General features: G+C 39.0%; 28 protein-coding genes and 1 pseudogene. 8 read left to right on the forward strand and 21 right to left on the reverse strand.

From position 1 onward, the window contains the following. Positions 1-455: 455 nt before the first annotated feature. Positions 456-653, forward strand: a complete 198-nt coding sequence (locus tag B3E00_RS03005; RefSeq protein WP_293936798.1) for a hypothetical protein — start codon at positions 456-458, stop codon at positions 651-653. 391 nt (positions 654-1044) lie between these two features. Here the strand turns inward: B3E00_RS03005 and B3E00_RS03010 are convergent, their stop codons facing one another. Then, positions 1045-1491, reverse strand: coding sequence for a nuclear transport factor 2 family protein (locus B3E00_RS03010; protein ID WP_293936800.1), 447 nt, complete (start codon positions 1489-1491; stop codon positions 1045-1047). A gap of 188 nt (positions 1492-1679) precedes the next feature. Here B3E00_RS03010 and B3E00_RS03015 point away from each other — a divergent pair, with 188 nt between their 5' ends. After that, the gene (locus tag B3E00_RS03015; protein ID WP_293936802.1) at positions 1680-2423 is read left to right on the forward strand and encodes a CPBP family intramembrane glutamic endopeptidase; all 744 of its coding nucleotides are present in this window, start codon (positions 1680-1682) and stop codon (positions 2421-2423) included. A 96-nt stretch (positions 2424-2519) separates the two neighbouring features. Here B3E00_RS03015 and B3E00_RS03020 read toward each other — a convergent pair whose 3' ends face one another. After that, complete coding sequence (locus B3E00_RS03020) at positions 2520-2966, reverse strand: nuclear transport factor 2 family protein (protein ID WP_293936804.1); 447 nt, start codon at positions 2964-2966, stop codon at positions 2520-2522. Positions 2967-3309: 343 nt separating this feature from the next. On the opposite strand from B3E00_RS03020, the gene B3E00_RS03025 reads away from it, so the two are divergent. Then, complete coding sequence (locus B3E00_RS03025) at positions 3310-3684, forward strand: hypothetical protein (protein WP_293936806.1); 375 nt, start codon at positions 3310-3312, stop codon at positions 3682-3684. A gap of 152 nt (positions 3685-3836) precedes the next feature. Here B3E00_RS03025 and B3E00_RS03030 read toward each other — a convergent pair whose 3' ends face one another. From B3E00_RS03030 to B3E00_RS03055, 6 genes and pseudogenes are all read right to left on the reverse strand, one after another. Beyond that, positions 3837-4184 (reverse strand): DUF1016 N-terminal domain-containing protein, encoded by a 348-nt coding sequence (locus B3E00_RS03030; RefSeq protein ID WP_293936808.1) that lies wholly within the window; start codon positions 4182-4184, stop codon positions 3837-3839. A gap of 333 nt (positions 4185-4517) precedes the next feature. Continuing rightward, entirely contained in the window at positions 4518-4904 is a 387-nt protein-coding gene (locus B3E00_RS03035) for a nuclear transport factor 2 family protein (protein ID WP_293936811.1), read from the reverse strand. A gap of 302 nt (positions 4905-5206) precedes the next feature. Then, the gene (locus tag B3E00_RS03040) at positions 5207-5551 is read right to left on the reverse strand and encodes a hypothetical protein (protein ID WP_293936813.1); all 345 of its coding nucleotides are present in this window, start codon (positions 5549-5551) and stop codon (positions 5207-5209) included. Between the two features lie 356 nt (positions 5552-5907). Then, positions 5908-6829: pseudogene (locus B3E00_RS03045) on the reverse strand (nucleotidyl transferase AbiEii/AbiGii toxin family protein). Further along, positions 6822-7616 (reverse strand): type IV toxin-antitoxin system AbiEi family antitoxin, encoded by a 795-nt coding sequence (locus tag B3E00_RS03050; protein WP_153846609.1) that lies wholly within the window; start codon positions 7614-7616, stop codon positions 6822-6824. The pseudogene B3E00_RS03045 and the gene B3E00_RS03050 overlap by 8 nt, the downstream one beginning before the upstream one ends. 195 nt (positions 7617-7811) lie before the next feature. After that, the gene (locus B3E00_RS03055) at positions 7812-8114 is read right to left on the reverse strand and encodes a hypothetical protein (RefSeq protein ID WP_147430552.1); all 303 of its coding nucleotides are present in this window, start codon (positions 8112-8114) and stop codon (positions 7812-7814) included. A 202-nt stretch (positions 8115-8316) separates the two neighbouring features. Here B3E00_RS03055 and B3E00_RS03060 point away from each other — a divergent pair, with 202 nt between their 5' ends. Beyond that, positions 8317-8544 (forward strand): hypothetical protein, encoded by a 228-nt coding sequence (locus B3E00_RS03060; protein ID WP_070570510.1) that lies wholly within the window; start codon positions 8317-8319, stop codon positions 8542-8544. Further along, on the forward strand, positions 8541-8819 hold the full coding sequence (yidD, locus tag B3E00_RS03065; RefSeq protein ID WP_120335546.1) for a membrane protein insertion efficiency factor YidD: 279 nt from the start codon (positions 8541-8543) through the stop codon (positions 8817-8819). The genes B3E00_RS03060 and yidD overlap by 4 nt, the downstream gene beginning before the upstream one ends. Positions 8820-8912: 93 nt before the next feature. Here yidD and B3E00_RS03070 read toward each other — a convergent pair whose 3' ends face one another. The 3 genes from B3E00_RS03070 to B3E00_RS03080 form a co-directional block, all read right to left on the reverse strand. After that, positions 8913-9383, reverse strand: coding sequence for a GIY-YIG nuclease family protein (locus tag B3E00_RS03070; protein ID WP_182982635.1), 471 nt, complete (start codon positions 9381-9383; stop codon positions 8913-8915). 46 nt (positions 9384-9429) lie between these two features. After that, complete coding sequence (locus B3E00_RS03075) at positions 9430-9678, reverse strand: nucleotide pyrophosphohydrolase (RefSeq protein ID WP_293936822.1); 249 nt, start codon at positions 9676-9678, stop codon at positions 9430-9432. A gap of 172 nt (positions 9679-9850) precedes the next feature. Beyond that, the gene (locus B3E00_RS03080; protein WP_293936824.1) at positions 9851-10297 is read right to left on the reverse strand and encodes a nuclear transport factor 2 family protein; all 447 of its coding nucleotides are present in this window, start codon (positions 10295-10297) and stop codon (positions 9851-9853) included. 275 nt (positions 10298-10572) lie between these two features. Between B3E00_RS03080 and B3E00_RS03085 the strand changes: the two genes are divergently transcribed. Beyond that, positions 10573-11388, forward strand: coding sequence for a hypothetical protein (locus B3E00_RS03085; RefSeq protein ID WP_293936827.1), 816 nt, complete (start codon positions 10573-10575; stop codon positions 11386-11388). A 71-nt stretch (positions 11389-11459) separates the two neighbouring features. On the opposite strand, the gene B3E00_RS03090 is transcribed toward B3E00_RS03085, so the two are convergent. Both B3E00_RS03090 and B3E00_RS03095 read right to left on the reverse strand, forming a co-directional pair. Continuing rightward, positions 11460-11879 (reverse strand): hypothetical protein, encoded by a 420-nt coding sequence (locus B3E00_RS03090; RefSeq protein WP_293936829.1) that lies wholly within the window; start codon positions 11877-11879, stop codon positions 11460-11462. 74 nt (positions 11880-11953) lie between these two features. Next, positions 11954-13003, reverse strand: coding sequence for a type I restriction endonuclease (locus tag B3E00_RS03095; RefSeq protein ID WP_293936831.1), 1050 nt, complete (start codon positions 13001-13003; stop codon positions 11954-11956). Positions 13004-13376: 373 nt separating this feature from the next. On the opposite strand from B3E00_RS03095, the gene B3E00_RS03100 reads away from it, so the two are divergent. Both B3E00_RS03100 and B3E00_RS03105 read left to right on the forward strand, forming a co-directional pair. Next, positions 13377-13919, forward strand: coding sequence for a thermonuclease family protein (locus B3E00_RS03100; RefSeq protein ID WP_293936834.1), 543 nt, complete (start codon positions 13377-13379; stop codon positions 13917-13919). 2 nt (positions 13920-13921) lie between these two features. Then, positions 13922-14422 carry an SH3 domain-containing protein gene (locus B3E00_RS03105; protein WP_293936836.1) on the forward strand — a complete coding sequence of 167 codons (501 nt, stop codon included), beginning with the start codon at positions 13922-13924 and terminating at the stop codon, positions 14420-14422. A gap of 42 nt (positions 14423-14464) precedes the next feature. Here the strand turns inward: B3E00_RS03105 and B3E00_RS03110 are convergent, their stop codons facing one another. The 8 genes from B3E00_RS03110 to B3E00_RS03145 form a co-directional block, all read right to left on the reverse strand. Beyond that, positions 14465-16393: a hypothetical protein gene (locus tag B3E00_RS03110; protein WP_293936838.1), complete on the reverse strand. Its 1929-nt coding sequence runs from the start codon at positions 16391-16393 to the stop codon at positions 14465-14467. Between the two features lie 2 nt (positions 16394-16395). Beyond that, on the reverse strand, positions 16396-17982 hold the full coding sequence (locus B3E00_RS03115; RefSeq protein WP_293936841.1) for a hypothetical protein: 1587 nt from the start codon (positions 17980-17982) through the stop codon (positions 16396-16398). Positions 17983-18046: 64 nt separating this feature from the next. After that, positions 18047-18730, reverse strand: a complete 684-nt coding sequence (locus tag B3E00_RS03120; RefSeq protein WP_293936843.1) for a hypothetical protein — start codon at positions 18728-18730, stop codon at positions 18047-18049. Beyond that, on the reverse strand, positions 18714-20111 hold the full coding sequence (locus B3E00_RS03125) for a hypothetical protein (RefSeq protein ID WP_293936846.1): 1398 nt from the start codon (positions 20109-20111) through the stop codon (positions 18714-18716). Before B3E00_RS03125 ends, B3E00_RS03120 begins: the two co-directional genes overlap by 17 nt. 9 nt (positions 20112-20120) lie before the next feature. Next, the gene (locus B3E00_RS03130) at positions 20121-21434 is read right to left on the reverse strand and encodes a hypothetical protein (protein ID WP_293936849.1); all 1314 of its coding nucleotides are present in this window, start codon (positions 21432-21434) and stop codon (positions 20121-20123) included. Between the two features lie 11 nt (positions 21435-21445). After that, complete coding sequence (locus B3E00_RS03135; protein WP_293936851.1) at positions 21446-22432, reverse strand: hypothetical protein; 987 nt, start codon at positions 22430-22432, stop codon at positions 21446-21448. A 266-nt stretch (positions 22433-22698) separates the two neighbouring features. Beyond that, positions 22699-23286 (reverse strand): hypothetical protein, encoded by a 588-nt coding sequence (locus B3E00_RS03140; protein ID WP_293936855.1) that lies wholly within the window; start codon positions 23284-23286, stop codon positions 22699-22701. Continuing rightward, a complete protein-coding gene (locus B3E00_RS03145) occupies positions 23286-24062 on the reverse strand; it encodes a hypothetical protein (protein WP_293936857.1) in 777 nt (258 codons plus the stop codon). Before B3E00_RS03145 ends, B3E00_RS03140 begins: the two co-directional genes overlap by 1 nt.

The raw sequence follows: 24062 nt of genomic DNA on the forward strand, positions 1-24062 counted from the left end.
CACAGTTTACTTTACACCCTCAGAGGGCCTAACAACCTTAATAGCATCTATTTATAGATCGTTCGAAAATGATTTAATAAATTAAAATATATTATTAATCCATCCGTGACAAAACATGTTCATATTTTCTGATAGGTATGGCCTCCACCGTCAACTGGATATTCCTGAGGGAATCGATATCATCATCCATTGTGGCGATATCTGCGATGCGGGTGATATTGGTTAGCTATCGGATTTCTTTGTGTGGTATGCGGAGCTTCCCATACCACACAAGGTATTTGTCCATGGAAATCATGACCTTCCCTTTGAATTGGAACCCCTGCGAAGCAAAAATTGATACCCGAAGGAATCCATTGGCTAAACGATTCTTCGGTTAGGGTCAATGGCATCCAAATCATGGGCATCAGTGGTTTTCCCTATTTTCACCCTGTGGATTGGATGTACAAGTTGATATCATGATGGTATCACACTATCCGCCATCGGGTATCTTGGACAATGGTTATGGCAGTACGGAAATCCGTGAGTTTGTTTTGGAACGATCACCGAGATACCATGTTTTCGGTCATAATCATGCTGGCTATGGTAAGTTAAAGGTAAAGACTATCCAGTTTATCAATGCTTCATTATACGAGCTACTGAAAGTAAAGGTGTGATTAAACTACACGATCCACTCTAGCGCAATCAAGATCTATAAACAAGGTGACCCCACTATCTTTCTACTAATTCTTCTACTTTTTTTCTACTTCTTCTTCTCCTAATCTTTCCCTAATCCTTTCCCTAAAATATTTACTCTTTCCCTTCTAAAATAGCCCACAACCTATTGTACGAGCATTATAACTGTACATTCCTTTATGTTCTTCTCCTATTTCTTCTTCTTAAATTACCTAATCTTTCTACTAAATTTATCTATTCCTTCTACTTAATTTTTCTGATTGAGCTCGACTCACTACGTTATCCCCGAGACAACTCGCTATTAAATAGATCATAAAAAAGCCACATCTTATGACGTGGCTCTACAACATATATATTTATTTAAGATGGCTCCTATTTATACGAATTGATTGATTTGGATACTTTCCAGTCATTGCCCACACGATCCAAAGTCACCAGATCAGTCTTGGTGAAGTTTTCAAATTTCAACGTCACTTTAGCTACCATATAGTCTGCCGATTCCTCGATGATATCAGTGCTTACTGTACAGTTTAGCTTTTCGCCTTTTTGTTTTTTCAAGGATTTAACCACTTCGCTACGGCTATTAGACTGTGCATTGGTAGCTTGGATCTTTTGATTAAAATCAGCTGCGAACAATTGCTCTACGCCTGCTGATTCTCCCTCAGTGGTTATCGCAACATAGCGATCCAGTGCCAAGTCTGCTGTGGAAAGGTTAACGTTTGCTTTTGTTGCTTTTGCTCCTGGTCCCTCAGCTGCCATAGCGAAAGTTGATACTGCGATTAGGGCTGCTGCTGCGAATGTTTTTACTAATGAGTTCATAATGTCTTTATTTTATTGTGTTAGTTCTGTTGTTCTTATTTGTTGACTCAAAACTACAACACAATACGCCCCTAGCCTATGGACTTTAGACTAACGCTCAGGAAAACTCGGTGAATGACGGGAATGGGGAGGTGAAAAAGAAAGTTTTTTTTCCTATCTTATAGCAACCCATTAAAACTACACCTTTTATGCAACCTTATTTAAGAAACTTTTGGAAAAGTATCCTCAATTTCAATTGGAAGTTTGGCTTATTTCTAATTCTAATAATTTGTGTACCGAGATTTATTATGGTGCTCCATGCCAACCAATATGCCGATTATCGCTTTATTGGTTTAATAATGCTGGTATCATTTATCATTCCTTTCGTATTCTTAAATAAAAGGGGGCTAAAGGCTATTGGCTGGAACAAACCTAAAAGTTATAAATGGTTATCCATAGCTTTTATAAGCGGTTGTTTATATGCTTACTTGTTATTCTTCTTGGGTAAATTCCTTTATCAGAACAGTTATCAAAACTGGTATGTATATATCGCAAATTCTTATAAAATTCCCACAGATTTAACGATAGAGGCAAAAAGGCAGATGTTCTTCATCATGGCTGGCACGGGAATGTTATTCAGCCCGTTTGGCGAGGAACTTTTTTTTAGAGGAATAGTTCATGAAACCTTTGTTTCTAGATTCGGAAATCGTGGAGCATCAATTCTAGATAGCTCGGCGTTTGCCTTAACCCACATTGCACATTTTGGATTAATATACCTGCTCGACGGTTGGCATCTTCTCTTCATACCTACATTCATATGGTGTTTTTCGATGTATTTTGTAAGCAGACTGTTTTATTTCTTCAAGGTAAAATCAGGAGCTATATGGGGCGCTATAATTTGCCATGCAGCATTTAATCTTAGTATGATTTATTGTATATTTTACCAGTTATAACACAAAAAAGCCACATCTCTCGACGTGGCGTTAATAAACATATGATTCACTAGTGGTTTGTCTTTTTATGACTGGCAAACCACCAGTTGTAAAATTCTATTTATACGAATTGATCGATTTGGATACTTTCCAATCATTATCTACACGCTCCAAAGTAACCAGATCAGTTTTGGTGAAGTTTTCAAATTTCAACGTCACTTTAGCCACCATAAAGTCTGCCGATTCCTCGATAATATCTGTGCTTACTGTACAGTTTAGCTTTTCGCCTTTTTGTTTTTTCAAGGATTTAACCACTTTGCTACGGCTATGATTTTTTGCATTGAAGGCTTGGACCTTTTGATTGAAATCAGCTGCGAACAATTGCTCTACGCCTGATGATTCTCCCTCAGTGGTTATCGCAACATAGCGATCCAGTGCCAAGTCTGCGGTGGAAAGGTTAACGTTTGCTTTTGTTGCTTTTGCGCCAGGTCCTTCAGCTGCCATAGCGAAAGTTGATACTGCGATTAGGGCTGCTGCTGCGAATGTTTTTACTAGCGTTTTCATAATGTCTTTATTTTATTGTGTTAGTTTTTTAGTTCTTATTTGTTGACTCAAAACTACAACACAACAGGCCCCTAGCCTACAGGCTTTAGACTAACGATCGGGAAAACTCGGTGAATAGCGGGAATGGGGAGGTGAAAATTTACTATCTTTAAGAAAACATTTTAATATGGTTGACTTAGCACGTAGAAAGGAACTTGCGTATCATTTAAGACATTTAGTTGTCGGGCTTATTAGCAATGATGAGTTTGAGTAGGAGATACTAGACAATGTATCCTTTGGTTATCTTCCTGAACATTATTATTCTTCAAAACAAGTCAAATTTGATGATCCTATCATAAGACCAATGCTCGAATTAAGCTGGTGTTTATATAGCGATTTAGAAAATCATACACTTACTGGCAAACACCAACTTTCTGATAAAGAACTGAAAGACATCGCTCGGTTTATTTTATTCCTACATTCGGATTTTGAGTACGAGTGGCCTTACTTTGATCATATAAATCCGCTATTACGGTTTTCATTTAAAGACTTGTTATTTACTGCCCTCACTTTGGGACAACATTATGGCGTAAAACTAAATGAGCGGAAAGAGCAGTTTGAAGAATTTATGCATAAAGGAGATCATGAGCTATGGCCGTTTATAAGCAAAGAACAATACGAACAGCAATTGAGAAAGCAACCATTTTTAAGAGGCATAAATTCAACAAAATCCAACTAAGGGCGTAAATTACATCCGTATTCTCCTTACCTACTTTCAGCTTAGCAAAAGCTTCTACAAGTCCAAATGATTGAAATTGCCTATCAACAATATAAAGTATTAATCTATACCGATCACCAATATACAGTTGAGTCCGCCGATAATCTCAGACGCTACAAACGGGTATTTGCCCAGCTAAGTTTCGTTACGCACTGCGTAACGGATTGGAAATTCTCTACGCGCTGCGTAGAGGATTGGTCGAAGTCGGGGAAGGTCTGGTAAAAATGCCGCATATTCGGTAAATTGGCTTCTGAAAAACCTTTTCCTAATGCATCTGACAAATACTTAGAAAGGCCTGATACTACAAAATCACCATAGCTTGCACGGATATTGCCTTGCTGTTCTTGCTCCACAATACGCTTACCGATTTGCCAATAGGTGTGCACCATAATGGTAATAGGTCTTCTAATAATTTTACTAATAAAATTGATCTTGACTTTTCGATTAAAAGCAATTTCCAAGCATCTAAGAAGGTTTTTGGGGAATCTATTTACAGACTCTTCTAATAAAATCGCCTATTCTTTCTACTTATCTTACTCCTACGTTTTCGATTGAAAAATGGTGTAAAGTAATTAAAAAAACATTTATGCTTGATCTTTCTCCTAATCATTTATTTTCCCTACTTAATTATGCTAATTGAGTAGTAATAACTACAGTTATGCTCGAGGCACTTCGCTATTTTAAATAAAACATAAAAAAGCCACGTCTCACGACCTGGCTTCTAAACTAAACTTAAACATATGATTCACTAGTGGTTTGCCTTCTTTTAATGGCAAACCACTAGTTATTGAATACTATTTATACGAATTGATCGATTTCGATACTTTCCAGTCATTGCCCACACGCTCCAAGGTAACTAAGTCCGTTTTGGTGAAATTTTCAAATTTTAGAGTCACTTTAGCGACCATATAATCTGCAGATTCTTCTAAAATATCAGTGCTAACTGTGCAGTTCAGTTTCTCTCCTTTTTGCTTTTTCAATAGTTTAACTACGGCACTACGGCTGTTAGACTGCGCATTGGTAGCCTGGATCTTTTGATTGAAATCAGCTGCGAATAACTGCTCTACTCCTGCTGATTCTCCCTCCGTAGTTACCGCAACATAATGTTCCAAAGCGAAATCTGCGGTAGAAAGGTTAATGTTAGCTTTTGTTGCTTTTGCTCCAGATCCTTCAGTTGCCATAGCGAAAGTTGATACTGCGATTAGGGCTGCTGCTGCGAATGTTTTTACTAGCGTTTTTTATCGAAAATATTTGTTTTTTATTTGATGATAAAGCTATCATGAGTGCTTTTTGAATACACTCATGATGGTTCATAATGTCTTTTTTATAGTGTTAGTTTTCAGTTCTTATTTGTTGACTCAAAACTACGACACAATACGCCCCTAGCCTATCGGCTTTAGACTAACGATCGGGAAAACTCGGTGAATGGCGGGAATGGGGAGGTGAATTTTATTTTAGCAATTTAAAAATAATCAAGTTCCTATTAAAAGAAAAAATAAACGCCAGTTTGCCTTTTCACAGCTTCTTCAAACAGGCAAATAATTTCTTCCATAAGCTCCTGAATACGATCTTCTTTTAACCTTACATTTTTTAAATATTTTAACCCTTCCTCCAACTGTTGCTTATTCGTAATAGCATCGTCTTCAAAATCATCTATTAAACAGCCTAGCATATTATTCAAATCTGAAAATACACCAAAAGCATCTAATTGATAAAATTGCGACTCTGAGAGAACTAACTGGATCAAATGGTGATCTCCAGCTTCATTAAAATCCAATAACTCTTCTGCCCTTTTGTCTTTTGGCGTAACGATATAACGATTTTTCATATAACAGTAATCCTACGGTTGAAATGCTATGTACTTTTAAAATACTTTATTGAGACAGCTGCCGTCATATCAAGTTATCAAAAAAAATTACTCCAATAAAACTATTTCAAATTGACTGTTGTTCTTACAATACAAACCGGCTACAAGCTACCTTTCGAAAGAAAGGTTCAACATAAAAATTGGCGTCGTACAGTGAAAATCCAATAGCCTTTAAAAGCATTGGATGACGAAACAAAAAAGAGGAAACGATAGGAAACATAAAAATTACTGTACAAATAAACGCTAAGAGAAAGGGTCTGATGAAAATCAGGCCCTTTTGACGTAAAAAAGCCACATCTCTCCTATTCAGCTTGACTTTAAGGATATAGGACAGCTTCTAGATTTTTGTAAGCGGTCACGTGTTTATTCTCTGACATTTTATTTAAATTGATTAATCTCCATTTCACTGAAGGAAGTTCCGAGACTAAAGCTGCGTCCAATCCTAAGAGTGCCCAATCAGGTGTCTTATTTTTGACAGAGAGTAAAAATTTACGTTCACTATCAGTCATCTCCTTGTTGATATCTGCAATCAGTTTCTCCCGTATAGAAAGTAGCTCCTCTAAAGAAACTTCAATTTCTGCCATTTGCGCAAACTCCATTTCATATATACCTGAGATATCTTTTCGGTTTGGATTAAGCAGTTCTGCCATCGGTCGAAAATGACTTATTAAAAATACAAGAAATGTTTTTCGTAATTCTTCCGTTAATCCTTCATTTTCGTATAACTGTTTTACATCAAACAAATCACGGGGATGTTGACGAATTAAGGCAGCGCAAAGTTTACCAGCATACAGATCTGGGTGTGATGCAACTAGCATTTCAGCATAACCAAATTCTTTTTCAACCTGCGGTCGCACTTCCATTCTGACAGCTGGGAAAAGGCTTCCACGTATAACAGGAGATAGTTCTATTTTAACACGAACATCATTAAGTGAAACTATTATTTCGTAAAGAATTATCCTGTTGTAGTGTTGTATTTTGAACTTGGGCACCTGCAATCGATTTCTTTATGGAATCTGTTATTCTCGCTAATGCAGCTCTGATATTTTCAAGAGAGGCGTCGCGATCCTCCATTGGCAGATACAACAAATCGATGTCTACGGAAAGCCTTGGCAAATCTCTATAAAACAAATTAATAGCCGTACCGCCTTTAAGTGCAAAACAGTCTTCTTTATCGATTATAGGTAACAATCGGATCAATAAACGGACCTGCTCGGCATATTCTTCTTTCTTACTCATAAAAATCAGGAACAGTTATTTTATATTTCTTATTTAGTTTCCCACCTGTGACGATCACACGATTACCAGATCCAAAATCTATTTTCTCAGATTGAAGTTTTGTAAACCAGGTATGATTTTGACGCTCGGCAAGGTAAAAGAAAAGCCTGCGAACTTTGATATTTGTGCACAGTTCCAATAATCTTTGGAGTGTCCTAGGAGAAAGCGTATTTAATCCTTGCATTAATTCATCCGCATGTTCAAATGATATATTTTGGGGAACTTGATTCATCACTTCCAAAATAGCTCTTTCAGGAATGGATATACGTAAGCCTTCCTTTGTATTTTTCCAACTGAAAGCTCTGGTAAACTCAAGTAATGCTAGCGGCCTTTCATCTTCAAAACTATTACCAAATAAATAGCCAGAACTATGCTTAAGAAATTTGATCCCTGTTGTAAGGTTATTTATCCATATGGGAAGATTATCCCGGCCATATAAATGAATCAAGCGTTGATTAGACATCGGGAGATAATGGGTCAGTTTCTGAAGTTCTAAAGCCGATAGGCCTCCAATGGTTAGATCTGTATCTAGCTGTTTCTGCAGGAAATAGACAATATCCCCCCATTCCACTTCTGCCCCTTCACGTTTATATACTCCATTTTTCACAGTTTCCAATAGTCGACTCTTCAATAAATTATCGATCGCATGGCCTGTGAGATCATTCTGCTGTAGCCAAGATCTGGTAACCAAAGCTCCCTCCGGCACTAATTTTAACACATCTTTCCTTCTCTGAGAATACATATTCATGTTTAAACTATTTAAATTTATCGGCGAAAAACGCCGATNNATCGGCGTTTTTCGCCGATAATAAAGAAATACATAAACAAGTAAGTCTTTTCGAAAAACAAGCATAATACCGTTATTCCTGATTTTAGAGAAATGGATGTAAAAAACTCATATTGATATCATGTTATCTGAATTGACTCGCCGAGATCCTCCGCTCTACAAAAAATACACCGATTGTTGCCAGTCACCTAAGACAACCGGAGCATCGCCAATGGCCAAAATCGATCTTTTGATGCCATCGATCTCTTGCTTATCCAATTTGTTTTTCAGCCTTTGCAAGCGGACCTGATTTCGCCCGCTGGGCTTAATCAGCACCAGATCGGACACATCAAACTGCAAAGTGCCTTTGATAGGATCGTAAAACTGCTCATTGGCAAAACTCAGTGTATTAAAAATACTGATCTTGGTTCGTAAAAGCCAGTCTCCAGAGGTCAGATAAAATGCAAAAGCATTCCTCATCTTGACATGTTCTTTAATACAGTAGCTAGCCACCTGGTGCACAGGCATAACTTTTACGGGAAGCCGTAATAATCTGTAATTTTTTATTCTTAAAATTGACAATATTGTAAAATGGATTGCAATAAAACTCAAAACACATTGATTTTCAATATTTTATTACATAGCTTTAATTAAATCATTAACCCAATCAAATACTGATATTATGGAATACAAAGTAGTACCTTTTGTAGCATCGATAGACCCAAGGACAGGCACATCGGATCAAGTAGCAGAACAATTAGAAAACCTGATTAATCAGGGTGCATCAGGAGGATGGAACTATGTAAGACTAGAAAGCGTCACAACTTATGTACATGCCGAAAATGGTTGTTTTAATAATAAACCTGGATATACGACGGCAAGACAGATGGTGGTATTTTCAAGGCCATGAAGTCTCTCCTATTAACCGCGATCCGGTTGTATTGGTTGATCATCCCACCTGAAAGAAGACGTAAGTGTATATTTAGGCATAGCTGCTCTAAATATGTATTTGACGTAACTAAACATGAAGGCTTTAGGGCAGGTAGGAAAGCATTGCTTTCACGCATGAGAACCTGTAATGGTCACTTTGACATAATCACAGATTATAAAAGTGGTGAGCGGATGATGTACCTGAAAGGCGGTGTAGTGGTTGGCGAGGCGGAGATCGCGGAGAGGTTGTTGTAAATAGTTTAGAGATGGAACTGGAAATTTTGTCACGGAAGTTACATATAATAGCAAGCCTGGTATTTTCTCTTCGGAACTTAAGTTTCAGATTTTTTAACAAGATTGAAGAAAAACGTGATTGAAGGCTGTCGATGATAGCAGACTGGTAGACGTGCGCGCTATTTTAAGTTCTTCAAGTTGTTTCCAGATCTGTGGAAACAATACCTCATATTCTTTCTTCTGGTGATAGTAGTGCCCGTTATTGCCAAGGTTGATCAGTTTCAGACCTTTTTCTGCTGAGAAAAGATTGATCAGAAATGCTTCTAAATGTAGGGTAACGGATTTGTTGAACAAATGCGAATAGATCGCATGTCGTATTAAAAGGTCTTTCTTGCTGTCGTGTCTATTATGGCTTGAAAAGCGGTTCTTGATATCGATAGATTCACCGATATAGATTGACCTTTTATCGTTGAGCAGATAAACAAGTGCGCTGTTATAAAAATCTAGTTTGCTATCTGTATCCTTAACCTCTCCTGCGCTACCGACGGGAACAATATGAACTTCTTTAATATCCAATTCTGACATGCGTTATTAATTACAGTTCATTATACTTTTTAGCAGTTCCCTTGGCTTATTCTACAGGATATTTTTCATTGTTGAGTTTCATCTTGTCCTCCACGATCTCCTTAACATCAAGGCCGTGCTTATCGGCAAGCAATAGCGCATACATGAGTACATCGGCAAGCTCATTTTTCAACTTGTCAGGATTGGCATCTTCATTTCCTTTCCACAGAAAAAGTTCCAGAAGCTCAGACGCTTCAATGCTCAATGCAACTGCGAGGTCCTTAGAATTGTGAAACTGTTCCCCAATCTCTCGCATCTCTGAATGCTCTGATCTGTGCTATTAACTGCTGAAAATCCGACATGATAAAATCCTTTAACTAAAAACTGGCCTTTGTCCAAATATCCGAAATATTGTTTAGGAATGAAAGGAAAAAGCCATATCTCCCGATATGGCTCTACAACATATATATATTTATTTGAGATGGCTCTTATTTATACGAATTGATTGATTTAGATACTTTCCAGTCATTACCTACACGCTCCAAGGTAACCAGGTCAGTCTTGGTAAAATTTTCAAATTTCAACGTTACTTTAGCTACCATATAGTCTGCAGATTCCTCGATGATATCGGTGCTCACTGTACAGTTTAGCTTCTCGCCTTTTTGTTTTTTCAAGGATTTAATCACTTCACTACGGCTGTTAGACTGTGCATTGGTAGCTTGGATCTTTTGGCTGAAATCTCCGGCGAATAACTGCTCTACTCCTGCTGATTCTCCCTCTGTGGTTACCGCAACGTAGTGCTCTAAAGCGAAATCTGCTGTAGAAAGGTTAATATTAGCTTTTGTTGCTTTTGCTCCAGGTCCTTCAGCTGCCATAGCGAAAGTTGATACTGCGATTAGGGCTGCTGCGGCGAATGTTTTTACTAGCGTTTTCATAATGTCTTTTTTTATAGTGTTAGTTTATCTGTTCTTATTTGTTGACTCAAAACTACGACACAACACGCTCCTAGCCTATCGGCTTTAGACTAACGATCGGGAAAACTCGGTGAATAGCGGGAATGAGGAGGTGAAAGTTCTAATTGCCGTACCGCTATAACCCTATCTCTTCCTTTTAGAACCTATGATAGCGTTTTCGAACGCCACATCAATTTTATGGTTTCCCTTTTTTATTCGCTTTATCGATGAGATATTTTTGAATAAAAAACAGCAATATGATAAAGAGATTTTTTACGATAGCCATTGTACTAACCGCCTACAGCTGCAATGGCATTTCTCAAGATGAATATGAAAAACTCAAATCCGAAAATCAGAGTTTAAAATCAGAATTAAATGAATTTAAATTTGGTTCAGCGAACTTGTTATCCAATGCTAAAAGGATGATTACAGGAAAATCGTTTGAAAATGCAAAATCAGAACTAAATTCTTTATTAGAAAAACACCCCGATTCAAAGGAAGCCATAGAGGCGAAAGAATTATTAAAGGATGTTGAATTTAATATTAATAAAGATAATGAACTTAAGGAAAAAGCAATCGCCCAGGCTGAAAGATCAAAAAATGAAGCAATAAAAAGCCTTAGACAAAAAACAGATGACATAAGAAATATCACCTGGTATTCCGACAAATCAACTCCTCAATACACTAATTCTAATAGCTTTCATTTATATTTTGGAACTAAAAAAGACACTAAACCCTGGTTACAGCTTGCTATCAATTATACTGCAGATGATTGGCTCTTTATTAAAAGATATATTATAAAAACTGATAATGATACTTATACTATTAGCCCTAGCTATAGTGAAATAAATACAGATAATGGCGCTGGCCAAATATGGGAATGGTATGACGTACCGGTAGATCAGGAAAAATATAAAATGATAGAAGATATCATAAAATCTAAGAACGCAAAGATACGTCACGAAGGTAAGCAATACTATAAGGATAGAGCCATAACTCAAAAAGAAAAGCAAGCTCTTCAAAATATCTTAACAGCTTACAAAGCGCTAGGTGGTGAACAACCAAACGGCTAATATTATTGTCCTGCCCCTTAAAAGCATAAAGTAAAGGCTACAAAATTGTAGCCTTTACTTCTTATCGAGCGCTATTCCCCAGGTTTTCTTACGACGAGTACCGAATCCATACCTGCATTAAAATAAAAAATATTATCCGAAAGCACCTTTGCCCCAAATGCATTGCTAGCCCTATATCGATGGATCATTTGAAATCCCTGCCGATCCTTTAATATTTTATGTTGCCTAATCATAATTCTTTTTCTTTCCTCCATATCAGTACTTTTTGAAAATTCATTTTGCAGATTAAAATACTCTGCACCCGTCCCAATCATCTCGGTCGATTGCAATGAATCCAAAGATCCAAATTCAATAGCCTCATAACTTTTAGGATCATTTGCATACTTAAGTATATATTCTTTGATTAGAGCTTTAGCTTTTTCTTCATTAGAAGGCTTTACACACGCTACCATTAATAAAAAAGGTGTTGCGAGAAAAATTAATCTTTTCATAATTTCTAGGCGATAAAATTATTTTTAAAACATATTCGGTTTCTCAAGGTTTCCGCGCATAGTCTTAAGGATAATCAGTAGTTAACGACTGTATCAACAATCTGCTCTGAGTGTTTGTAAATGTCATCCAACGAGTCCAGATCATATTTAACTTCCTTCTTATCTTTGTCAAACAAACCAATGCGCAGTCTATTGGGCGTAAAATAAAAACGACAGATTGGTTTACGGTTGTTATCATCGAGCAGGATACCACAATAGGATTGATTATCACGCATAAATACACGTCCCACTTCGATCTCCTTACGTAAAATAGATTTAATGATTAAGTAGCCTTCAATCTCTTCTTCAGTTGTGACAATCAGCGCTTCAGGTTCTACCGCCGCTGTTGTAGTATTCTTTTCTTCGGCTTCAGTTTCTTTTTTCAATGCGCTTTTTAGTCTTTCGGCGATCTGATCATTGACTATCTGTGTGAATACCCGTTTAACCAATGGTGTAAACTGCTCCAAAACCTTTGCTGTAACAACACTTGGATAGGCTTGCTTCGCAAAAAAACGAACGAAATCGTCGCTAGGGTTTTGCATCTCGCCCATTGCTAAAATAGTCAACTCGTTAAAGTACTTTAATTCGCTCGCAACACTCGATATGCTTTCGAGATCAAATTCGGTCTTATGAAACTTGCGCAATTCGGAGACTTCATTATCCTTGATGTCCATGATCTTGAACTCGAAAAATGGTTTTTCATCCATCTTATTGGGTGTCACGAGATCAGTATAAAAACGATACTCTACGCCATTAGTCAACAATCCAAACTTTGCTTCGGTCGTATGGAAGTAACGGAACAGTTGTGAATTGTGGGGGTCAAGCCCATCAGCATAATGTTTGCACTCGATTAAGATAACAGGTTTATCGTCACGTAAAATGGCATAATCGACCTTCTCACCCTTTTTGATGCCAATATCGGCTATAAACTCGGGTTGCACTTCGAAAGGATCAAATACATCGTATCCCAATATTTTCAAAAATGGCATTACTAAGGATGTCTTTGTAGCCTCTTCTGTTTTGATCTGTGGTAAAAGTCGGTCAACGCGCTTGGCAAATTGACGAATCTCATCTTTAAAATCCATAGTTTTTTATTTTTTATTAATGGCTTATTTGATTTTGCTAAAACAGCAATACATTTCTTTATTGTTGATAGTCAAAAGTAGGCACTCGGTAATATGACTATTTACGGGAAACCATAAATACCCGAAAATCTTAGTTTTAATTTTGAACCATATTATTCATCCTATTCATTTACTATTAAACAGCTTAAACATGTATGATCAATGCGCATGGTGCAACAAAGAGATTCAACCTGGTAAAGGAAAAAAAAGTTATAAAGGCAAAGGTTTCACAATGAAAGTACTCACCCTAATGTTCGGCAAATCTTATTGTTGTGAAAGGTGCCGAAACTCAGCCGAAAGAAGAAAAGGGAAAAGAAAATAAAATAGTACAATCATGAACAAAAACATTTTATACGTCTGTCTCTTTTCAACTCTTTTACTCGCTTGTAAACCCAAAAAGGAAAAACAAACGCAGCCGTTCGCGGCCTTTACAAGTGGAACCCTGAGGAATGACAAGGGTATAACCGAAGGCGAATATCAGATCACCAAGGTTTCCGATGGAGACACTTTCTGGTGTGTAAACAGGGAAAGCAAAAAGATCAAGGTAAGATTGATCGGAATTGACGCTCCTGAGCCCCGTAATTATTTTCATAAAAAGGAACAACCTTATGGAAAGGAGGCCTCGAAATATGTAGAACAACTGCTTATGAACCAAACTGTACGCTTGGAATTTGATGTCAACCCATTGGATCAATATGGGCGTACACTCGCTTACGCCTATTTGACTGATGGCACCTTTGTCAACGAAAAGATTATGAAGGATGGCTACGCCGTACTGATGACCATTCCGCCGAATGTTAAATATGAACAACGTCTGGTAGAGGCCCAAAAATATGCGCGAAATCACCTACTTGGACTTTGGAAAAACCGCTTATAATTATGATAAAAGCTATTACACTGATATTGACCGCAACATTAACTTCGCATTTTGCATCTGCACAGACCACAAAAAGCACACTTGCTTTTGTAGAACACGAAGTCGGCCGCTGCACAGGATCGGCCAACTGCACTGCCTGTCGCAATTGCAGCAAATGTGCGCACTGCAACAGTGGTGGTACCTGCGGCGTATGTGATCTCGATATGCACAAAAAATCGGCTCCTAAGATTGAGAAAAAAAACAAGCCTGTAAAAACACCACCAAAAACCTCCGACAACGGCACATCAGGAAATCAGGATTATTACTTAAAAACCGTCGTATTGAATGTCGAAAAGATGGATTTACGCAAGGGACCGGCAGCTGATTTTCCCATATTGGCAACCATCTATAGAAATCAAAAATTGACATGTCTTTCCAATATAGGAAATTGGGCCAAAGTAAAAACAGACAAAGGCTTGATCGGATTTATTAAAAGTGATGCAATACGGTTAAGTAACAATTAGTCTATAAAAGGGTAATCTTCCGAACAGATTACCCTTTTATTTTTAATAGGTATAAAAAGCAGCGCTCGAGCCATAGGTTGTACCATAGGCATTTGTAGCATAAGCCCGTACGTAATAAGTCGTATACTTATTAAATCCTGTGACCGATTTACTAAAATATCCGACACTACTGCCCGATACGGTCGTCTTTGTTCCACTGGACAATGTTGGATTACTGGACGTGGAATATACAAAACCGCGCTCCGTTAATGTACTACCACCGTCTGTAGCGATATCTCCGCTAAAGGTAACATAAGTGCTCCCAGTATTACCGACTTGATAGGTTGTCACCCCTGTGGGTACCGTATATCTCGTTGTGGTAAAGTTTATGAGATTGCCATAGGCAGTTCCTGCTTCATTGGTCGCATATACCCTGGCATAATAACTGGTACCTGCGGATAACCCGGTCAATGTAGTTGCGATACTTCCGATACTACTCCCCAAAGTAACTGATGTGCTGTTCCCAATAGTGGGATTTGATGTACTGCTACTGAAGACAATGCCACTAGCAGAAATATTCCCTCCACCAGCCGAGCCAATATAACCCGACACATAAGCTGAGCCTGGTGTGATACTGACAGCTCCATAAGTACTCAGGCTTGATGGTAGGCTTGGCAACAATGTTTTGAACGTGTACACATTTCCATAAGTCGTGCCGGCCTCATTCGTAGCGTAAGATCGGACGTAATAAGTTGTATTTTGCTGCAATCCGGAAAGTATAAGTGAAAAATTACCTGTTCCTGAACCACCAGATACCCTTGTACCATTGGTTAAAGAAGGTAATGAGTTGCTGCTGCTATAAACCACCCCTTTGGCAGAAATAGTTCCACCGCCAGCGGAGCCAATATATCCCCCGGTATATGCCGAAGTCATAGTCACATTATAAGGGGTAGCTGTTGAAACGTTACTTGGCAGGTCTGGCATCGAAGTTTTAAAACTGACCACAGGCCCATAAGCCGTACCTGCGCTATTGGTAGCAAAAGCGCGTACATAATAGCTTGTATTTACGACCAAGCCCGTTAATTGACCAGAGAAGCTACCGGTTCCGCTACCTATATTCAAAATTGTCCCACTACTGACACTTGGCGTAGTATTGGAATTGCTGTAGCATATACCCCGGGCTGTTACAGTCGATCCATTATCATCCAAAACAGTACCACCAACAGAAGCTGAAGAGTAAGTAACTGAACTGACCGCCGCGGTCGATATTCCTGATGCGACAATTGGCGGAAGTGTCGTAAAACTTACCACCTGCCCATAGCCTGTTCCAACAGATGAAGTGGCATAAGCGCGCGCGTAATAGATTGTACCCGCCTTTAATTTGGTTAGATTAACTTTAAATGAAGTACTCTGTGTATCAACACTTACCTTGTCATTTGAAATCGTCGGGAACGATGATACATTGCTATAGCATACCCCTTTGCTGATCACCGGGTATCCGCCATCATCTGAAATCTTTCCGCCTAGTTCGGCGGTAATACGCGTGATACTGCTTGCAGATTGTGTTTCCAATTTAGCAACATAACCACTCTGCGTAGTAAAACTCAAAGGATCGCCATAGGCAGTACCATTTTTATTGGTTGCAAAAGCCCTAAAATAATAGGTTGTAGCCGGCTTTAAATTTTGAGCATATAGCGTAAACGCTCCTGTATCCAGATCGCCTGTCTTGAGCACTTTTTCATTGTTCACTGTTGGCTTTTGGTGGGTAGCATAGCAGATGCCAACCTGTGTCAATGTCTCTCCATTGTTGGTATTTACACGTCCGTTCAGCGTAGCATCATTTTTGGTTACACCGGTCATCTGTAAGGTCGTTACCGCAATTTTATTATGCTGATTAAAATCAAACTTGTCTTTATCGTCGCAAGATGTCCATGGAAGTATCAGCATAAACAGGGAATAGAGATATCGTATATTGAAGTTTTTGGGATTCATTTTTATCGAATATTAAAAGTAATACCACCGGTAAATTCGGGCTGGGTAAATTTTTTAGAAGAGAACTGTTTGTCAATAGCCATCATGGAAGCACCACCTATGATATTTACGTACGGACTAAGTCGTAAAGTCACCCCGCCGTAACCGCCAATATAACCGGTTTTTCCATGGCCCTCTCGGTCTGCGTAATCATCACGAAATAAATGGGAATAAACTCCATAGCCAGCTCCGATGTTCAACAACAACCAATCGACTACCTTAAAATTTGGCCCTACGATAAGCTCTGTTTTATTGGGTTGGGACGACCGCGTGCTTAAGTAATAAGAATCGAGTTGGTTATCTGACTTCAGCCCATAACGCAACGTCGCAAAGAATCCAACAAATGCACCACCAGTTTCAAATCGTAGACCAATTGGTGCCAATTTTCCATACTCGTAGCCAATATTGGTAAATAGCTTTCTTCTAGCCCGACGCAGTGCCGCCAGCTCCTTCTTCTCCTCCCGTTTAACCATCACATCGTAAGCGTATTGCGAAGTCGGATAATTTTTGTTCAGATCTCCTAAGACAGCAGATACCTCAATTTTAGAGGTCAAATCTTCCTCATTAAACTTCGTTATATACCCTTCAAGAGCAGACTTTACCGTCAATAGATCCGAAAAACTGTAGTTTCCCTCTCTTTTAAACAGCTGGTAACGGCTCATAGCCTGAAAGTAGCTCACTTTTTGATTATCACGGGATCTGTCCGGAAAATCATTTGTAGCTGAAATGACTTTACCATACTCCTGTGCATTGTAGCTGTCCGATATCGCATCAAATTTACGTTGCATCGCTAAGGCATAGGCAGCAGTACGTTTATCCTCTTCTTTTTTTCTGAACTCGTCAAGCGATTTTGGTAATCCGGCAACAATATTTTTGATCTTTTCTACTTCGGCCGTACTTAACTTAGCCAGAGAATTATGGTCACTGCTTAAAATAGCATTTCCAAGTGCAACGATAGATTCTACTTCATGGTATGTCTGCGAGGGGCTCTGATCATATAGCTTGTACTTGACCATAAAATTATAAAACTGAACAGGGCTCTCATCATATCCAGATTCTTTGGCAACCTTAATGTTGGCTAAACTCTGGGCATAATCTTGCACCTCATAAGATTTCCTGATCGCTGTCAGCAAAATCTGTTGCCTTTCGGTCTTTTTCTCCTGCAAGATTCGATTCTTGGTATCGTCATAACTTTGCTGTGTCTTTGGATAATCGTCCATTGTATCGAGTATCCTTTTGACATCCCCGTGGTTGCGCGATTTTGAATAATTTTTCAAAAACAGAGCGGCTTGGCTACGTACCTTATTGATGAGCTCAAAAGATGGATAATCGCCATTATCCAGTAATTTAAAATAATTTACGGTCATAAAGTAATCGACGAATTCTTTTGTTTTCGTCTTGCCGTGAATTTTATTTAGGGTATTTATGGACTCTTCATACAAGCCGTTATCCATTTGTGCTTTGGCCTGGGCCAATAATTCATCGTTGGTCGCCTGCGCAAAGCAAAAAAAGACCAGCCCCATTAAAAAAAGGGTTAATAAATATTTCATATCTATAGATTAATCTATGTAGCTTTTATTTGATACAGCCACTGTTTAGCGGAAGGATCAAATTTTATAAATTCATGTTCAAATTCCAGTTTTCGTAATTCCGATGAAATTGCTGCAGCTTGCTTACGCCAGTATTTCTAACGGCAAGAACAGATTTCTTTCTTTTGAGATTTGCATCTAGGTTTGGCATCCGCTCCAGTTCATTCATTAAAGCCATATACCCACTCTCATCAAATTCCGCGAAACCTTGATTGATCAATGAGTTTACACGTTGTGGCAGGACTTCCGTATAGTGATTCAAAGCTTTAACTTTATTTTTGATCGTTGCAACCTCGGCCGTAGGACCAAAAGTACTTTCGAGATGAGCGACAAGAATATTAAGTTCTGCCTGTTTAACAGGGTCCGAACGAAGCAATTTATTACTGCGGTCGATGCTCAGTTGAGTATATCTGCCATTGAGCTGCTGAAGCAGCATGTCCTGAATCGCTTTATTAAACAGATTCTGTGAAGCTGCATTATTGATCTCGATCAGTAAGTTGTTGTACTGGGCCGGACTTACATTGTCTTCGGAAAGCTCTTGGATCTTATTTTCCAACACTTTATGCCCACTTGCCATTGTGATAGCCGATTGCTTCCTAGCGCCATGCTGGGCTGGAGATGAACTCATCAGCTTCATCGAACCAACAATCAGTAAACCAACCCCTAGGGTAGCTCCCAAAAAATAAAGTCCCCTATACTTTTGATTCACGGCCTTTGGTCCCTCCTTTCGCTGGCTGGCTAGATTGTTTTTCAGGCTTCTCCGGCTTTACTTTATTATTTTTTTCGCTGGTGATCTCTCCGCTATCTATCGGTCTTGAATTGGTCGCGGCAGGCTTATCCTCCGGAATATCGCTTGGAATCTGTGCGGTAAGCTGATCACAAAAAAGAAGGATACGATCCTCATCAAGAAAAATTGAGCGTAACTCGGCTTTGGTTAAATTTTTCGTATTCTTCTCCTCTCCTTTTTTATAGAACTTCCAGCCTTCAGCTTTTCCTTTGTAATTAAAAACGTAACCTTGCAAGGTGGAATCGCTAAATTCGAGGTACAGTGCCTTACTCTTGGCCGTATCGATTTTGAAGCTAAAATTATCAACCGGTTTAATAGAATCTACAACTACATTTGCTTCAGTTTTTTGTCCTATTCCCATTACATTCATAGCAAATTCAATCCCCCAGTAACCGATGGCAATCCCTAGAATTGGGCCAATAATCCAGGCCCATACTAGTCCACTTGAGCTTTTTTCGGGTTCCAGTAATGGACGTTTAGGCAATACAATCTCCTCGGGACGCACCTCCACTTCTCCTTCGAAAATATTGACGTCCTTATAACGTGAATCAAAAATAAGCTTGTATTGCACACGGTCGCCATCTTTGCAGATGATAAATTGATCCTTCGCCAAACTAACCTCTTGCTCGTTGATCTTTACACGCAAACCATTTGTAGTGGTATTGTTAAATGTAATCTTACGAACCTTTCCAAAGAAGTTTTGCGCCGACTGAAAACCGAACTGTTGAGCGACGCCCTCATTTTGTATTGACTGTTCGTCCAGGAAATAGACTTTGCTCGCATATACCAATTTGGGGTTGTTGAAAGCATCACTCTGATCCAAAGTGAGATTCAAAAACTGATAATATATTGTTTTATCCAGATCAATCACCGGTTTAATGCAATTGACTCGTTTGATGTCTTTTGCAGCCTCTTCTAGAATAAGATCGTAGTTTTGATTATTTAAACTCCCGTCCTTCATATGATTTATAAACTGTGTGGTGATCTGCAATAGATATTGCATGACACGTGACAGCAGCTCATTGTGCTTAACAATCAAACGCACTGCAAAAAATCCATTACGCTTTGCATTATCCTTCATACTCGTATTGATAACCGAATAAATCAAATGCTGGGCGGTTCGCTTGACAGAATAACAGTACCCCTCATTAAACTGACCTACTTGACTGGTTTCATCAAATGAAAGCTGTAACTTTTCTAATTCATTTTTATTTAGTCCGGCCGAGACATACTCATAATCCAGACCATTCAGAGTACGTTCGATAATAAGATGCACTCTATTTCTATAATGTGTACTTTCCATAAATATTTCTTAAAAAAATCTTTTCCAAAATGCGCCGCCTTTTACGACAAAACTATCTTCCAACATATTCTTCACCAGTTCTTGCGGATACTTATCTTCGATCGTAGTCACAATCTTTTCGTAAACAAGATCACCAATGGAAAAAGGCAGTATTTTGATCTTAAATTGGTTTCTGGAATTTTCCCGCGCTGTCTTACAGTTTTCGATCAGGGAAAGGAACTCCTGATTCATGTAATCGAGGGCCAATTCACTTTCTGCCCTATCGTCATCGCGATATCTGGTCTGTTTGATATAATCAAACTTATTGACCACAAAATATACCGCATCGGTATTATCCAATACCTTGGAGTCTTTAAAAATGGATATGATATTGGTGTAGGCAATGCTTTGGTCTAATGCTCCAAAGAATTGTTCATCATCAAAACGTTTGTCATGTGACATGGCATCAATAATAAAAACCAATATTTTTTTATTATTGCTTTTTACGTAATTGATAAATTGGGGGATCTCCGAATTGTCAAAGCCCTGATTAAAGATCTTCACATAATTTTCACCCGGAACTTCGACAATATTGAAGGGATGGGTTGTACCTTTTTGATCTTTAAATGAAGTCGCAATATAATTATAACTTGCGCTATCAGTACGTATCGGCAATACACCGTAATCTAAATTTCTCTTCAGGGTTTCCAAATATTTATTCCCATCTGGATTATAGCTATCGTGCATTAATATCCCCTGCTTATTGGAATGTTTGATGAGACTTGCCAAGATCGTTGATTTACCCGAAAAGGGCATACCCACCATATAAAGATCTGTCCGTCCGCTTTCCATGGGTGGCAGATCCTCAATTCGCTTAAAGATCGTAATAGCAGAGGCACTGCTATAGAATTTCAATGCCTGAACCACTCTCTTTTCGACACCAATACTTTCAAGATAGTCAAACGTCAGTTTCTTCTCCCCGATAAGCTTTTTGATATCGTCGGCAGAAATTTCATTGTTCTTGATTTGTTCCAGCAATGTTTCACTGGTCTGAATCGGAGCACTCGGACTGGTCATGGTAGGTAACGGAGGTATTCTTGGCATTGACGGCATCAGCGGCAGCTCGACATCAATAGTTGGCAAACCTGGGATCGGAGGTGGTAAAACAATTTTGCCATTCCGACTATCATCCAAAAGCTGCAACTCTTTCAATTTGTCCCTGGTCAGACCATGCTGTTCCAATTCATCAAATTCGATAAATCCGCCCACGATAGCTTGATCTAAGGCAGGCAATGGAACCATATTGCAGTTCGATAAAATATTTTGTTTTTTATGCTTATCCATCTTTTTAGGTATTAAAGTTCTATTGTTCCACCTCGATTAATAATTTCTGCTTCAGCGTCCTTTAAGCGGGGACTGTTATACTTCCGCACCCGATACGTGAAGTAGGGGATCAAAATAAAGGCATGCATAATCAGTATAATAATCAGTGGGAGGAGATAATCGGGCGAATAGATCTTCGCCAATGCAATCGGGCTGTCCAAGGGCAAATTCCGTTCACTGATCGTAACTTTGATCGGTTCATTGTCAACGGGTAGTTCCTTGATTTTTTCATTCACAAGCGTTGCGCTACTTTTAACAAAATCGTTCAGGGCAACGTAGTTTGTCGCCAAACTAAGCCTATCCCATTGCTGAAAGATCTGATTATAACTATCTGCTTTTTTGAATACCAAACTGTCCAACAACTTATGGTTGTTGTTATATTTAACTTGATAAGCATTCAATATGGCATTGGTACTTGCCGACACGTCAATACTTGCGGACGGACTGTTCAATATGGCTTCGGGCAGGTTAAAAGGTGAATTTCCCAATTCATTGCGCAGTACATTTGTTCGTTGATTTTTATAGGCCTGTAACTTACCTTTAAACAGCGCCTCAAAAGTCTGCATCGATTCATTTGCGCGTTTATCGTATTGTGTGGTTAAATCTTTCACAAGCAACACTTTTTCATCCGCTTCTTTCTGAATTGCCTTTTTGCTGTTTTTCTCAATATTCACCAAATGGATCATAAAGACATAGCTGATCAGACCAAAAACAACGAATACAATAAAAAACAAACTGGCGGTACTCTTCAGATACCCTTGATTGAGCATACGCTCTTTATTCCGTTTCAGCAGCTGCAACACAAAATAATAACAGACTACAATAATCAGGCTGACGGCTAGGCTCATCAACATGTTACCCTCTGTCATATAGAGCATTCCAAAGAAATTACAGAGTAACAGGATGAGGAGGAAAATGGATGAAACCACATCCACAAACAAAAAATTCTCTTGTTTCATATCGGCTAAATTTTCTTTACTTCTAGATTCAAATATTAAAGATTAGGCTGGCCCACCGGCGGCGGATCTAAGTGCGCCATGGAGGTTGTCTGCACCATGGAAGCAGTAGTATGTCTATGCCCTGTAGGCGTCGCCTGGACCTTGCCTCGTCTTACCGAGGTGCCAGCAGTAAGGCAAAAGATCCAAAAAAGTACACTCAGCAATACAAAAGAGACCAGGACCATGTAGTAATAAAAGGGGTATTTTGACTGTTTCATCGGTCTTTATTAAAGTGGACAATTAACAATGTACTCCCAAACAGTACGGGGTGTCGGTGCTGAAACTTCCACATAGCAATATTTGGGTTTGCCAGGAGCAACTTCATAAATCCATTCCAGCTGGCCGGCTCCAGAAACAGGTCCATCTGTATGAGCAATAGGTTTACCATCGTAATACACTTTGATCTCATCTGGGATTGTTTTCGTATCATACTGCAAAATGACGCGTCCCGATTGATCGCCCAGGATATGCTTGGTCTTGGTGACTCCCTGACCACCGGACTCTACTTTTGCATCACAGTTAACGATCGTATTTTCAGCTTTTTTGTCGTCCCCTGGCAGCGGCCGATTTTTATCAAGTTCCCCTATTTGCAGCGAATCAATATTGCCAGGTAAGGTATTGTCGTCCCCATCAACCGGTCGTGTAGAAGAAGCGGCATGGTTATCCCGGCAATCGTTCAGTTCCTGTCTTAGAACCTCTATCGTATTCTCAGGATTCCATAACAAGGCATACACAAGCAAACCGATAAGCAGAAACAATAGGGGATAAAATAGCCACCAGTTGTTGGCAAAAGATTTGTTTTTTACATGTTCCATTACGATCTGTGGATTAGAGATTTAAAAAAGAATACTAAACAGATCAGCACCAGTAGTACGATCAGCACCCACCAGTAAGTCACCGCTATATATTTTAGAAAGGCCAGAAAACTTTCTTTCTTGGCTATTTCTACATCAATATTTTCTTCTTTGACATCAGCCATAAAATACTCCTCGGGGGCAACCGGCGATGAAATGGGGGGTTCAATTGCAGGTACAGGCTCCAGGTTTTGAGATTGTTTTGGTGCACTAATATCAGCGATTGGGGGATCCATATCCGGAATCTGTGGGGGCAATGGGGTATCCTCCGGACTAATTGACTCCTGAAAGCTATCACCAAGAAGGTGCGGTTTCCGATTTTGGTTATTCTCAAACTTCCAGCCCCAGATGATGCAGATATCATGCCCATTGGTGAAAATAAGATTGTCCTCTGGATTAAAAACTGTCTGAAGAATTGCCCCCCAATACTGTACGTTGGCGTCTCTATTCCGCATAAGATCTTCGATACGTTTTTGGAGTTCCTCCATTACTAGCCAATATTGTTTGAGACCATATTCCCGATAAGACGAATGCTCTACCGGCTGAAGGCCCATATGTATGCTGTACCAATCAATATCATAGTTGTTTTTGACCGGTTTAGCCAAAAAATTCCGGTACTTTTTATCCAGGTTGAAGACCAAAAAATTACTGATTCTATCGTATTGACTAAACAGATAAGCATTGTCAAACGATAATGGAATGTACCTATCCGTTGCTATTGAATGAAATTTTTGCAT

Source organism: Sphingobacterium sp. UBA5996, from assembly GCF_002429765.1.
In the GTDB taxonomy this organism is placed as follows: Bacteria; Bacteroidota; Bacteroidia; order Sphingobacteriales; family Sphingobacteriaceae; genus Sphingobacterium.